At 71.9% G+C, this 13,258-nt stretch carries 7 protein-coding genes; 1 reads left to right on the top strand and 6 read right to left on the bottom strand.

What is annotated here, in order from left to right; translation table 11 throughout:
- Positions 1-2: 2 nt before the first annotated feature.
- The 6 genes from ACFWY9_RS12855 to ACFWY9_RS12880 all read right to left on the bottom strand — a co-directional run bounded on the left by ACFWY9_RS12855 (position 3) and on the right by ACFWY9_RS12880 (position 10,330).
- Positions 3-2,006: an ATP-binding protein gene (locus ACFWY9_RS12855; RefSeq protein ID WP_378326119.1), complete on the bottom strand. Its 2,004-nt coding sequence runs from the start codon at positions 2,004-2,006 to the stop codon at positions 3-5.
- Positions 2,003-2,677 (bottom strand): DUF4255 domain-containing protein, encoded by a 675-nt coding sequence (locus ACFWY9_RS12860; protein ID WP_378326121.1) that lies wholly within the window; start codon positions 2,675-2,677, stop codon positions 2,003-2,005. The genes ACFWY9_RS12855 and ACFWY9_RS12860 overlap by 4 nt, the downstream gene beginning before the upstream one ends.
- Positions 2,674-5,778 carry a hypothetical protein gene (locus ACFWY9_RS12865; RefSeq protein ID WP_378338923.1) on the bottom strand — a complete coding sequence of 1,035 codons (3,105 nt, stop codon included), beginning with the start codon at positions 5,776-5,778 and terminating at the stop codon, positions 2,674-2,676. Before ACFWY9_RS12865 ends, ACFWY9_RS12860 begins: the two co-directional genes overlap by 4 nt.
- A 107-nt stretch (positions 5,779-5,885) precedes the next feature.
- Positions 5,886-6,503 carry a response regulator transcription factor gene (locus tag ACFWY9_RS12870; RefSeq protein ID WP_378326125.1) on the bottom strand — a complete coding sequence of 206 codons (618 nt, stop codon included), beginning with the start codon at positions 6,501-6,503 and terminating at the stop codon, positions 5,886-5,888.
- Positions 6,504-6,587: 84 nt separating this feature from the next.
- Positions 6,588-7,892, bottom strand: coding sequence for a hydrolytic protein (locus tag ACFWY9_RS12875; protein ID WP_378326126.1), 1,305 nt, complete (start codon positions 7,890-7,892; stop codon positions 6,588-6,590).
- Positions 7,893-8,548: 656 nt separating this feature from the next.
- Positions 8,549-10,330 carry a BTAD domain-containing putative transcriptional regulator gene (locus ACFWY9_RS12880; protein ID WP_378338924.1) on the bottom strand — a complete coding sequence of 594 codons (1,782 nt, stop codon included), beginning with the start codon at positions 10,328-10,330 and terminating at the stop codon, positions 8,549-8,551.
- A 151-nt stretch (positions 10,331-10,481) separates the two neighbouring features.
- On the opposite strand from ACFWY9_RS12880, the gene ACFWY9_RS12885 reads away from it, so the two are divergent.
- Complete coding sequence (locus ACFWY9_RS12885) at positions 10,482-13,256, top strand: BTAD domain-containing putative transcriptional regulator (protein WP_378338925.1); 2,775 nt, start codon at positions 10,482-10,484, stop codon at positions 13,254-13,256.
- The last annotated feature ends 2 nt before the right edge of the window (positions 13,257-13,258 follow it).

Genomic DNA, 13,258 nt, shown 5'->3' on the forward strand with positions numbered 1-13,258 from the left:
CATCACTCCAGCCAGTCGCCGAATTCGCTGTCCAGCAGCAGCCGTCCGAGCTTGCGGTACTCACGCCGGATCGCGGCGATCAGATCGGCCATCGACACCGGCCTGCCCGCCTCGGCCGCCAGGTAGGCCGCGGTCACCGCGCAGGCGCGGATCGAACCACCCGCCAGCTCGAACGACTTCGCGCAGAACGCGAGGTCCACATCGGACGCACGCGGCAGCTCGGGTCCCAGGCAGCGGTCCCACAGCGCGAGCCGTTGATCGGCGCCGGGCACCGGGAAATCGACCAGCACGTCCAGCCTGCGGGTGAACGCCTCGTCGAGGTTCGACCGGAGGTTCGTGGTGAGCACCGCGATACCGTCGAAGGATTCCATGCGCTGCAACAGGAACGCCGATTCCAGATTGGCGTTGCGGTCGTGTGAGTCCTTGACCTCGGTGCGTTTCCCGAACAACGCGTCGGCCTCGTCGAACAGCAGCAGCCCGTTCACCCCGGCCGCCTCGGTGAAGATCCGGTCGAGGTTCTTCTCGGTTTCGCCGATGTACTTGTCCACCACTGTCGCCAGGTCCACGACGTACAGGTCGAGGCCCAGCTCGGCGGCCACCACCTCGGCGGACATCGTCTTGCCGGTCCCCGATTCGCCGGCGAACAGCGCCAGCACACCGGTGCCGCGCCCACCGCCGGGCCGCATCCGCCACGCGCCGAGCACCCGCTCCCGGTGCCGCGCCCGCAGCACCAGCTCGCGCAACTGGTCCAGCTGTTCGCCGGGCAGTACCAGATCCGCCCAGCCGACGGCCGGTTCGACGCGCCGCGCCAGCCTGGCCAGCCCGGCACCGTTCTGCGCCCGTACGCCGGCCCGCAGGTGCGCCGTGGTGACCCCGCCGCCGTCGAGCAGTGCGAAACCGGCCGCCGCGCGGGCCGATTCGACGAGCTGGGCCGGGCCGAGCGTGTAGGGGGCGAGCGCCGCTTCCACCGTCGCACTGTCCAATTCGGACACCGGGAAACCGGTTCCACGCACCGTGTCCCGCCAGAGCCGCGCCCGATCCGTGCCCACCACTCGTTCGGCGGTCAGCCGCAGCGGGACGGTGCCGGGCCAGTCCGGATGCCACGGCCGGTCGCCGTAGAGCAGCACGGGGGCCCGGGAGGACAACCCGGTCAGCCCGCGCAGCACCCCACGCCAGCGCGGGTCCGCGAGCGCCTCGGCCGGGCCCGCCACCACCCCGGCACCACGCAGGCCCGCTTCCCTGCCCAGCGCGGTCACCACCGCCGCGGGGCCGTCCGTCTCGATCAGCGCCGGCAGGTCCGCCAGCACGGCGCCGCGGCCGGTCTCGGCCAGCGCGGCCTCGGCCAGTTCCGCGCCGGAACCGCCGTCCTGCCGCAGGTACAGCAGCCGCACGCCCGCGCGGAGAGCCCGCGCCACGCGGTCCGCCCGCCCGGCGGCCGCCTGCCCGGTGGCGACCGTGGCGACGCCCCGCAGGACGGGATCCGGCGCCGGATCCCCGAGCAGGTGCGCGGTCACCCGGTCCGGGACACGGACGGTCCGCGACAGCACTGGCCGTTCCAGCTCCTCCACGAGCAGTAAGCCGTTGGCGCGCAACGGTTCCCCCGCGGCGAACCTGGCGCGTCCGGCGGGTGAGAAGGGTGGTACCCCGCACAGTTCCAGTGCCAGGCCGATGGTGGGCCTGCGCCGGGTGACGTCGTCGTTGAGATAGCCGTACAGCCGCTCGAACCGGGCGTCGAGGTCGGGTGCCAGCGCGATCAGCAGGATCGCGACGTCCAGCGCGGTGAGCCCGAACGCGGCCGCGAACTCCGGGAGCAGCGGCTCATCACCGGCCAGGTCCGGGGCGGGCACTCGCACGGGATCGTCGAGAATGGCCTGGACCGCCTCCGGGGTGAGGTAGAGCCCGCGGTGCGGATCGTCCGGATCGGGATCGGCCGCGCGCCGGGCGGCCACCGCACGACGGACCCGCAGTTCGATCGCGGCGAGCCCGGCGGCGAGCGGCGCGGTCACGACTCACCCGTCCTTCGGCGTGTCCTGGTCCGCTGCGCGCCGAACTCGGGGACGTCGCCGTGCGGCCCGGTCGTCGCGGGTTCCGGATAGCGCAACCGCCGCCGTTCCTCCTCCACGCTCAGGACGAGCCCGTCGGTGACGGACGGGCCGACCGGCGTGAGCTCGCCGAGTTGCGGCGCGGTGACCAGCAGATCGATCGACGGTTTGAGTTCGCCGCCCAGCGCGGACCACAGCTCCGACAGCGACCGGCCCTCGCCGAGCGGCCGGGCGGCCTGCAAGGGCAGGGTCAGCCCGGTGTCGGCCAGCGACCCGGCGAGCGTACGGCGGGGCAGCTGCTCGGTCGCCCCGAAGCGGGCCAGCAGCGCGGAAAGCAGCCGGTGCTCGTCCTGCGGCCGCGTGGTCCACGCGGTGACCAGATAGGCCAGGTGGTACCAGCGTGGCGGCGGGCGCCAGCCACGCAGTTCACCGCGCTCGTCGTGTTCCTCCATCCGGCCGGTACTGCGCCGGGCCAGATCCTCGCGGACGTCGTAGAGGAACACGTTGATCGTCGGCCCGTTGCGGCGGGCCGCCCACTCCTTCGTCGGTGCCTCGAAGACCACCTCGATCTGCGAGCCGAGCCACGCGCCGTCGGTGATCAGCGTGCGTAGCGCCTCGTCCACCTCGTGAATCATCGGCGCTCCACGAAGTTCGGCGGGCCCACCGACGGCGCGACCACCATGAACGGCGTGGTCACCGGCGAGAACCCGGCACCGCGCGCGGTGATCGTCCTCGGCCCGAGCTGATCCTTCGGCAGGATCAGCAACTGGGCCGCGAAACTGCCATCGCCCTGCGGCACGGCCGGAGCCGCGACGGCGGTGATCCCGGGCGACCAGTTCAGGGTGACCGGGCCGCCGGGCGGGAAGTCGGTGCCACGCACCGAGGTCACGAACCCGGGCGGCCCGATCGGCGGAAGGGCGACGATCTTCGGCTGCAGCACCCGCAACCGGGCGGTGGCGGTGTTGTCGGCGAGATCGGCGTCCTGGCCGCTGCTGGTGAGCACCCCGGCCACCCGGGTGTCGACCGCGGCGCCGGGCGCGAACACCACCTGGAGCAGTGCCGACCCGCCGGGCGGCAGGTCACCGACGAAGCACTGGCCACCGGGACAGCCCGGCGGCAGCGCGACCACCGGTACCCCGGCCGGCAGCACCAGCGACACCCGTATCCCGGTGGCCTGCTGCCCGCCGGAGTTGCCGATCCGGTAGGTGGCGACGGCCCGGCCGCCCACATAGGACGGATCCGGATCGACGCTCACGCCGAGGCTCGGGCCGGGCAACGGCGGTGGTGGCAGCGGCAGTGGCGGCGGGGCGGGTGGTGTGGACGGTGGCGGCTGCGGCGGGGTGGTCGGCGGCGCCGGTTTGTCCACTGTAGACACCCGGGCGGAGGCGAAGTTGTTGCCTGGATCGGCGTCGAGCACCGGCCCGGAGACGAACCAGGACAGCTCCCGGACGCCGGGCGCGTCGCCGACGACCTCGACGGTGATCCGCACCGGCTTGCCCGGCTCCAGCACCCCGAGGTCGCAGCGGAGTTCGGCGGGCGCGCAGGAACCCCGTTCGCCGGTCACCCCGGTCAGCCGCAGGCCACCCGGCGGAGCGAAGGTCAGCGTGGTGCCCGGGGACGGCGCGGGGCCGTCATCGGTCACTGTCAGTGTCAGCCGGGCGGGCGCACCGACTACTGTGGACGGTGGCGGGCTCGTGAGTTCGGTCCGCAGGTCGACCGAGCGCTGCCAGCTCGGCTCCTTCTGCCTGCCCGGCAGCGCGGCCGTGAGCTGCTCCAGCCTGCCGCTCGCGAGATCCAGCGTCCGCAGGTGTTCCGGGCTCGCGTCCGCGCCCGCCGCCCGTGAGGTGAGCACGAGCTTCCGGCCGTCCGGGGAGAAGGTCGCGTCCCGCGGCTGGTACGGCCCCGTCGGCGGAGCGGTGATCCGCCCGGTGCAGGAACCACCGGCCGACGGCAGCAGGACCCGGCATCCCGTACCGTCCACATGGGATTGCAATAGCCCGTCGAACTCGCGGTTGAAGACGATGGTGCGGCCGTCCGGGGAGAACACCGCGCTGTCGTCGACGACGTCGCAGTTCCCGCCACACACCACAGTGGACAGATCGCGCTGGGTGCCGAAGGTCGCGGTGTCCGCGGTCCAGATCCGGTTGCGGCGTATCTCGGTTCCGGACTCCATCCTGATGGTCCCGCGGCTGAACGCGAGCGTCCGGCCGTCCGCGGAGAACGCGGGCTGGGTGTCGTTCTGCCCTTCCGCGCCGGGTGGCGGGGTGAGCCGGTGCACCACGGTGCCGGTGGCCACCTCGGCGACCACGATCCGGCTCGGGCCGCCCTTGTCCGGCGGGACACCGCCCGGCGACCGCCGCGACAACGCGATCTTGGTGCCGTCCGGCGACCATACCGGGTCGAACTCCCAGTCCCCCGGCTTGCGGTCGGCCAGTGGCATCGGCCGCGCGTTCCCGCCGTCGGCGTCGGCCAGCCAGATCCGCTCGATCCGGCCGCCTGCCGGGCCCTCGAACCGGGTGAAGGCCAGCGATCGGCCATCCGGGGAATAGGACTGGCGTTCCATCCACGGGTCGTAGCCGTCACCGGGATGGAACAGCTTGGTCCCGTCGGTGGCGGAAGCGGGGTCCTCCCGCAGTACCGAGTGGCCGAGGTCCCTGGGGTCGGCGCCGTCCGGCCGGATGTCCTGCAGGTCCGCGGTGTCCCGGTCGTCGGCGGTCAGCCGGGTGACCACCAGCCGGTCGGCGAGCCAGGTGGGGAAGCTGACCTGCCGGTCCTCTGCGAGCAGCAGCCGCGGCGGGCCGGACGGGCCCGCGCCGGGCGCGGGCTGCTCGTAGACCTGGTCGAACTTCGGCGTTCCGCACAGGCAGTACCGGCTGAGGAAAAGCACCGACTCCCCGTCCGGTTTCCACGAGGGCTGGCGGCTCTGCCAGTCGTCGTGACCGCCGCCGACCAGCAGCCGGTCGCCGGTGCCGTCGACGTTGATCACGTGTGCTTTCTGGTCCTCGGTGGTGCCCGCGTCCCGGTCGTTGTCACCGACGTAGGCGATGACGTCGCCGTGCACCGGATTCCAGGACGGCTGGATCGCGTCGCCCGCGCGTTCGTCGCTGATCCGCGTCACCGCGCCCGAAACCAGGTCCAGTGCGTAGATCTGGCGGCCCCGCACGGGTTCCCGGTTGCTGCTGAACGCCAGCCTGCCGCCGTCCGGGGACCACGACGGCCACTGCTCGTCGGCGATCGGGCTGCTGGTCAGCTCGCGCAGGCCCGTGCCGTCGGCGCCGACCGTCCACAGGGTGTGCCGGGTCCCTTCGGCCGAGGCGAACGCGACGGTCCTGCCGTCCGGTGACAGCACGGGATGGCTGGTGTCGAGGCCGGTCGTCAGCCGTCGCACCCTGCCGTCGGCGGCCCGCAGATACACCTGCGGCTTCGGCTCGTCGCGCGGGCTGGTGAACACCAGCTGCCCGTCGCGGCCACTGGCCTCGGTGTCCTGATGCGCCGGTCCGGTCCCGAAGAACGGCGTGGTCTTCGCCTTTTCGCCCAGATCCGGCGCGGCGACCGCGCCGAGACTGACGTGCCGGGTGCCCGCGAACGCGATGCGGCCCCGGTCGGTGCCACCCGGTGCCTCGTCCGCGCTGGCCGGCCGGTCCTTCGGGACGGCCACGAGCACCACGCACGCCGCGACGACGCTCAGCAGGACCGCGCCCAGCACCGATGTCCTGGGGTGCCAGCTCCGTTTCACTCATGCCTCCCCGAGGTGTCCTCGCTATCGTTTCCCGTCCGTCCCGGCCGCCGCAGTGCCGTCGCGGCCCCTTTGCCGGGCACACCGGGAGCCTTTCGGGCACCGCCTCAGATCAGCCCGTGCCGCATCGCGTATCCCACGGCGTGTGCCCGGTTCTTCAGCTGCAACCGGCAATTGAGCTCGTAAAGGCATTTCTTGACCGTGCGCTCGGAATAGGACAGTTTGGCCGCGATGTCCGCCGTGTCGAATCCGTCGGCGACCAGCCGGAGCACGTCCTGTTCGCGGGTGGTGAGATGGGAGAATCCCACCGCCTGCCCGGTATCGGCCTGCCGTTGCAACCGGCTCACCTGCTCGAACAGCCTGCTGAGCAGATCCCCGGACATACTGCCCTTTCCCGACGCCGCGGCGAGAACCGCGCGCGGCAGGGAATGCTCGCCCACCTCGGCCCGCAGCATCAGCCCGGCCACTCCGCATTCGATCGCCGCGGTCAGCCGGTGCGCCTCGATCTGCCGGACCAGCAACACTATCCGCGTGGAGTGCGTGGAATGCAGTACCCGCAACGCTCGCTCGCCGTCGTCGTCGAGCTGATCGATCACCACCACGGTGACCTCGCCGGGCTGTTCCTGCCCGACTAGGTCGAATTCGGCCCGCGGCCGCAGGAGGCCGGTCACTCCGGCCCGGGAAACGACGTCTTCCGCGCATACCGCGACAGTCACTCGGGACATTCGGCTGCTCCCCTTCGATTCTTTCCCCTGTTGAGCCGATCCAGCATCACCAGGGGGAATCAAGAATCGATAAACGCCGGGGGCTCAGCCCTTGTCGGCGAGGAATCCGTTCACCGTAACCAGTTCGGCGCAGTTGCCCGCGGGTGGCCCGCTCGGCGGTACCCCGGTCTTGGTGCAGGTCACGGTGACCGAGGCGGTGGCTTTCTCGTCGACGTCGACCGGGGTCACCCAGTGGTAGTCCTGATTGCGGAACGTCTCCAGCGCGATCGTCGCGATCGTCCGGTCCCCGAGCTTGATCGTGACGCGGCCCTCGTCGCCCTGGAAGTTCGACAGCAGCATGTCGGTGACCCGGAACACCTTGCGCTCCGGCACGGTGTAGCCGTTCGCCGCGGTCTGTCCCGGGCTGGTCTGGACCTCGATGGCCGTGTCGAACTGCCGCCGGTTCCCCCCGGTGCCCCCTGCCGGATCGGTGCCGTCCGGATTGTTCTCGCCGCCCTGGCCCTTGCCCTGTTGCTGCCCGGCGCCGGGTTTTCCCTGCTGGTTGCCACCGGGTTTGCCGCCCGGCGGGGTGTACCCGCCCGCCTCGGCGATCTGGTTCGTCTTGTCGTCCACCGCCTGCCGCGCCGCCGAGTTGACCGCGGGCCGCACCAGGCCGAACCACAGCGCCAGCAGCAGCCCGAGCAGGGCAAGCAGGGCCAGCAGCCAGCGCGGCAGCACCGGACGCTGGGTGAACGTCCCGTCCAGCACGATCGCGGGCGGTGCCTCGGGAACGACCGTGTCGTCCTCGCCCCGGCGGTTCACCCGCACCTGGAACGGTTTGGTCACCGGTTTGCCGAACCACATCAGCTTGTGCGCACGGACAGTCAGTTCCGACTCGGTGGACTGACCGGGTGGCAGCGTCAGCAGGTCCGGGCGGGTGAACAGCGCGAGCTCGTCGCTGCCGGCCACCCCGTCCACCGCCAGCGCGGCCGAGTCGTTGCCGCGATTGTCCAGCCGGACCGTGTAACGGGCCTTCCGCCTGCCCGCCTTCGCCTGCGGCACCAGCTCGGCACCGGCGTCGAGGTACGGTGCGACGATCACGGTTTCCTCGAGCACCACGGTGTCTTCCGGACGCTCGGCGGGCAGCACCCGGACACCGACCGGCACCTGACCCACCGGCGCCTCCGGCGACCGCGGCGGGGAGATCGACACCACGACGTCGCCCGAAGTACCGGGATACAGCGAAATCCGCTCCGGTTCCACGACCGCCCACTGCGCGAGCGCGCCGAGCACTTCGAAGGTGTAGGCCTCGACGATGTCCGTGCGGTTGAACACCGTCACCGTGACGGTGCCGGTCTCCCCCGGGGTGATGACGGGCGCGCCCAACGCGAGATTCGCTGAAGTGACCACCGCACCACGGTAAGCACCGCGGTGGCACGGTACGAGGGACTGCGGGGCATCATCGCGGCCCCTTCCGGTTCCCCGGCGGCTCCGCCGGACCGGTACCGGCGACCTCCGGGTTTCGAGCGCCACATTGGGGTTTTCTCGGTAAGGGGCGGGAGTGTGGCTTCGCTGGGGGTGTTTTCCCGAGGTGGTCGGGTGACGTCGGTGGCTGGCGGGGTGGGGTTGCGGTGGTGCCGGTGTCTCGAAAGCCCCGTTGGGGACGGTGAACGTCCTGAACGACGCGTTCGGGACAGGGGCCCAGCACTGGAGTGCCGTGAATGGGACATTGACGGCGTTGAACGTCCCCCATGTCCCATCCGCGACACTGCCGACCAGGACGCAAGCCCGCAACCGCTGTCGCCCGTATCGAACGCAACCGACCACTACCGAGAAAACCTCAATGAGGCTTTCTCAGTGGGTGTGGTGGTGCTGTGAAGGCCTCCTTCACGGCATGCGGTGGGTCCGAGGCGTGTGTCGCGAACGCTCCGTTCGGGACGTTCATCGTCGGCAACGGAGCGTTCGCGACATCGGACGAATGGAGTCGGCTGGTGCGCGGCCAGTCCGAGGGACGCCCTGGGTGCATCCACCGCGCACCGGGGAGCTGCCGATGGCCCAGACCTGCTTCAGTCGCGACTTTCCTTACCGCACAACCGATCCCGACCGTCGGCGAGCCCGGCCGCGAATCTGCGCACCACGTACTGGCATCCGTACCGGCCCGGGGCGGGCGAGGTGAGCAGGGTCAGATTGACCAGCGATTCGGCCAGTTCCTCGGCGACGTCTTCCGGCCGCTCCAGGATCCGGGCGACCTCGGACAACGAGAGGTCGCCCGTGGACGCGGCCAGCAGCCGCAACGCCCTGGCCTGCTCCGCGCTCAGTTGCTCGGAGCCCAGCCGGAATCCGGTACAGGAGACGACCAGGTCCGGGGTCTCGCGCAGCCGTTCGACGGCCGAGGCGAGCCGACGACGCGGGTTTCGTGCCAGCCGTTCCGCCACTTCCCTGACGGTGAGCGGCAAACAGCCGCAGTCCACCACCAGCGCCATCGCCGCCTCCCGCTCGGCCGCCACCCGGTGGTTGCCGACGATCCGGGTGAACAGGGCGAGCGATTCCCCCGGTCCTGGCACCTCGAGCCGGCAGGTCGTGACGCCGGGCAGGGTGGTCAGCGGGGTGCGCCCGGCGATCAGCACCGCGCAGCCGGGCGTGCCGGGCAGCAACGGGCGGATCCGCTCGGCGTCGCGGACGTTGTCCAGCACCATGAGTACCCGCCGGCCGGCGAGCGTCGTCCGCAGCAGCGCGGACCGCTGTCCCGGCGCCGAGGGGACCTCGGCCGCGGGAACCCCGAGCGCGAGCAGGAAATCGCGCAGTACCCGGGAAGGCTCACCCGCCCCCAGATCGGCGTGCAGCTGGCCGTCCGGGAACCGGGCCCGCACGCGATGCGCGACGTGCACGGCCAGTGCCGTTTTGCCGACCCCGGCCATCCCGGAGATCGCGGTGATCGCCACCGCGGTGCCGGTACCGGCGACCAGCCGCTCGGCGAGCTGGGCGGCGATCCCGGCACGACCGGTGAAATCGGGCAGCTCGGCGGGAAGCTGCGCGGGCCGGGGCCGCCGGACGGTGATCGCCCGCCGCGGCTCGGGAGCGGGGAGGTCGCTGGTGAGGATGCGCCGATGCAGCGCCACCAGCTCCGGGCCCGGCTCGACGCCGAGCTCCCTGACCAGCGTCTGCCGGGTGTCGGCGTAGACAGCCAGTGCCTCTGCGAGGTTGCCACTGCGGTACAACGCGGTCATCAGCTGTCCGCGCAACCCTTCGCGCAACGGTTGTTCCAGGCTGAGTGCCCGCAGCTCGGGCAGGATCCGGGCGTGCAGGCCCAGTTCCAGATCGAGTTCGAACCGGGTCTGGAGCAACGCGAGCCGCCGTTCCGCGAGCCGCGCGCGCTGCCGGGTGGCGTAGGGCCCCGGCACGCCGGCGAGCGGATCGCCCGCCCACAGCGCCAGCCCGGAATCGAGCAGGTCGCGGGCCCTCGCCGACTCACCCGCCCGGCGCGCCCGCTCCGCCGCGACGAACCTGACCTCCGCGCGATCGGCGTCGAGCATGTCCCCGGACAACGGCAGGGAATAGCCGCCGCCCACCGAAAGCAGTACCTTCGCCGGTGCCCTCGCCGGGCGATGCGGTTCGAGCATCGCGCGCAGTCCGAGGACGTAGGTGCGCAAAGCGGTCAGCGCCCGTGACGGCGCCTTCTCGCCCCACACGGCGTCGACCAGCTCCGACGCTGTCGCGGCCCTCCCACCGCGGAGGAGCAACGCGGCCAGCACCGCTTGCCGCTTCGGCGGGCCGATGTCCAGCGGCCGGTCGTGGTACCAGCCGCGCATCGTGCCCAGGACCGCGAACCGGAGTTCGCAGGCGCCCATGGAGTTCCTCCCACCCGAACGCCGCGGCCCCAGCCTCCGGACGTTCACCGACAAGTGGAACCGCGAGAACCCCAGATACATTTCCTCGTCGTCGGATAATTCACACCATTGTCGGGCGCCGCCGCCACGCCGGAGTCGGCAGGCTGGTGAAATGGCGATGGCAGACGAGGAGCCGCGTTTCGAGGTGCTCGGCCCGCTCCGGGCGTGGCGGGGGAAGTCCGAGATCCCGCTCGGTTCCCCGCAGCAGCGCGCCGTGCTCGCGATGCTGGTCGTGCGCGACGGCGCGCCGGCGTCGATCGGCGAACTCGTCGACGGGCTGTGGGGCGAGGCACCACCGAACCAGGCGGTGGCGGCGCTGCGGACCTACGTCACGCGGCTGCGCGCCGCCTTCGGCCGTCACTCACGGGACCGGGTCGTCGTCTCGGTCAGCGGTGGCTACCGGCTCGCCGCCGGTCTCCGCACCGATATCGGGGATTTCGCGCGAAAGCTCGTCGAGGCGGACCTCGCGCGGGCATCCGGCGAACCGGCGGCGGCCAGGACGGCCCTGCTCTCCGCGCTCGATCTGTGGCGCGACGAGCCCTTGGCCGGGATTCCCGGCCCGTACGCGCAAGCCCAGCGAGCACGGCTGACCGAGCAACGGCTGAACGCGCTGGAAACCCGGCTGGAGGTCGACCTCGCACTGGGCAGGCACACCGAAGCCGTCGCGGAACTGACCGGACTGGTGCGCCGGTACCCGTTGCGCGAGCGGTGGTACGGCCTGCTGATGCGGGCACTGCACGACGGCGGCAGGCGCGCGGACGCGCTCGGCGTCTACGCCGATCTCCGGCGGGTACTGGACCGCGAACTGGGCTGCGAGCCCGGCGAAGACCTCCGCGCGCTGCACACCCGGCTGCTCGCCGGGCCGGAACCGGACGGACCGCCCGGATCGCTCTCGGTACCGGCACAGCTGCCCGCCGACATCACCGATTTCACCGGGCGTGCCCGGCAGGCCGAGGCGGTGCGCTCGGCGCTCGTCTCCGGGTCTCCTGTCGTGCTGAGCGGGACCGGCGGAGTCGGCAAGACGACGCTCGCCGTGCATGTGGCGCACGCGGTGCGGACACACTTTCCCGGCGGGCAGCTGTACGTCGATCTCGGGGGCACCGAACACCGGTCTGCCACCCCGGCCGCGGTGCTCGCCGATTTCCTGCACGCGCTGGGTGTGCCGCGGGCGCGGATACCGGCGAGCACCGCCGACCGGTCCACCCTGTTTCAGTCCATTGTAGACGAACGAAAAGTGCTGGTGCTGCTGGACAACGCAAGGGACGTCGGGCAGATCGAGCCGTTGCTGCCGGACGGGGACGGGTGCGGGGTGCTGGTCACCAGCCGGGCGCCGCTCGCGGGGCAGGTCTTCCACACGGTGCACCTGGACGTCCTGGACGTCGAGGAGGCGCTGGCCCTGCTCGCCCGGGTGGCGGGCGAGCGGCGGGTGACAGGCGAACGTCCCGCCGCGCTCGAAGTCGCCGCCGCCTGCGGCTTCCTTCCGCTGGCGATCCGGATCGCCGGGGCACGGCTGGCAAGCAGGCCGGCGTGGACCGTCGAGTCGCTCGCCGCGCGGCTGGCGGGCGAACGGCGGCGGCTGCGCGAGCTGCGGGTGGCAGGCCTCGCCGTCGAAACGACCTTCGATCTCGGCTACACCCAGTCCCTTGTGGACAGTGGTCTGCTGGATGAGCCGGAAGCCGGGCACTATCGGTTCCACGACCTGGTGAAGCTCTGCGCCCGGCAGCGCAGCGAGGCGGAGGACGGGTCCACCGAACGAGCGGCGGCGCTGGAGCGGCTCTTCGATTTCGCACTGGCGACCGCCCGTAACGCCTACCGGAACATCGAACCGGAAAGCGTGCTCGCCGACCGCCTCTCGCGCAGTACCGCGGCCGGATTGTCCTTCAGCCACGCGAAAGACGCGTATCACTGGGTGACCGCCCGTCGTTCCGCGCTGGCCGCCACCGCCCGCCGGGCCGCCGAGAACCCCGATTGCCGATTGCTGCCCGCCGCCGATCTGCTGCTCGTCGTTTCCCTGCTCATCGGTGGCGACATCGCGAGCACGGAATTCGGGCAGGCGGCCCTGACGATCGCGCGGCGCGCGGACGAACCGGCGGACCCGGCGTCCGCCGCGCGGGCGCACCTGGTGCTCGGCAGGGTGGCGCTGGGGAACGGGCGCGTGCACGAGGCCGAAGAGGAGTATCAGCGCGCGCTCCGGCTCAGCGAGCGGGTCGATGATCGGCCGCTGATCGCCATCTGCACTCTCGCGGCCGGGATCCTCGCTGTGGAAACCGGTCGCCACTCCGAAGCGGCCGAAACACTCGACGAGGCAGCGGCCGCCTACCGGGCGCTGGACGATCGGCCGGGCGAACTGTACGCGCTCGCCTACCGCGCGCGTGCCCTGCTCGGCCTCGGGAGTCCCGAAGACGGCCTGGTCACGGCCGAGCGGGCGGTCCTGGTCAGCCGGGTTGCCGGACCCGTCGGGCTCGCCGCGCAGACCGCCCTGCACCAGCTCGGCACCGTGCTCGCCGAACTGGGCAGACCGGACGACGCGATCGAAGTCCACCGGGAATCCCTTCACCTCGCCAGAGAGCTCGGTAACACCGCGAGCGAGGCAGCCACCCTGGTACGGCTGGCCGAGCTTTCCCTGCGCGCGGGCCGCCCCGCCGAGGCGATGAACTACGCGAAGCGAGGCAGTCTCGCGAGCCGGCGCATCGAGCACCCGCGGCTGAAGGGCTACGCACTGGAGCTACGCCGTCGGGCACTGACCGAACTCGGCCAGGCCCAGCAGCACAAACCACGGCGTGTCCCCAGCCGGCACAGTGCCGCCCGCGTCCGGCGTCGGCACGCTTCCGAGCGCGACGCCGGGCTCGAACGGCTCGGCTGCTGTGGCGGCTCCGAGGCGAGGTGAGC

The sequence above is a fragment of the Amycolatopsis sp. NPDC059027 genome (assembly GCF_042739735.1).
Classification (GTDB): domain Bacteria; phylum Actinomycetota; class Actinomycetes; order Mycobacteriales; family Pseudonocardiaceae; genus Amycolatopsis.

What these genes read in the sequence shown, in the direction of transcription:
- ACFWY9_RS12880 (WP_378338924.1), bottom strand. Translation starts at nt 10,330, where the DNA reads ATGGGCGCCTGCGAACTCCGGTTCGCGGTCCTGGGCACGATGCGCGGC.
- ACFWY9_RS12885 (WP_378338925.1), top strand. Translation starts at nt 10,482, where the DNA reads ATGGCGATGGCAGACGAGGAGCCGCGTTTCGAGGTGCTCGGCCCGCTC.
- ACFWY9_RS12860 (WP_378326121.1), bottom strand. Translation starts at nt 2,677, where the DNA reads ATGATTCACGAGGTGGACGAGGCGCTACGCACGCTGATCACCGACGGC.
- ACFWY9_RS12870 (WP_378326125.1), bottom strand. Translation starts at nt 6,503, where the DNA reads ATGTCCCGAGTGACTGTCGCGGTATGCGCGGAAGACGTCGTTTCCCGG.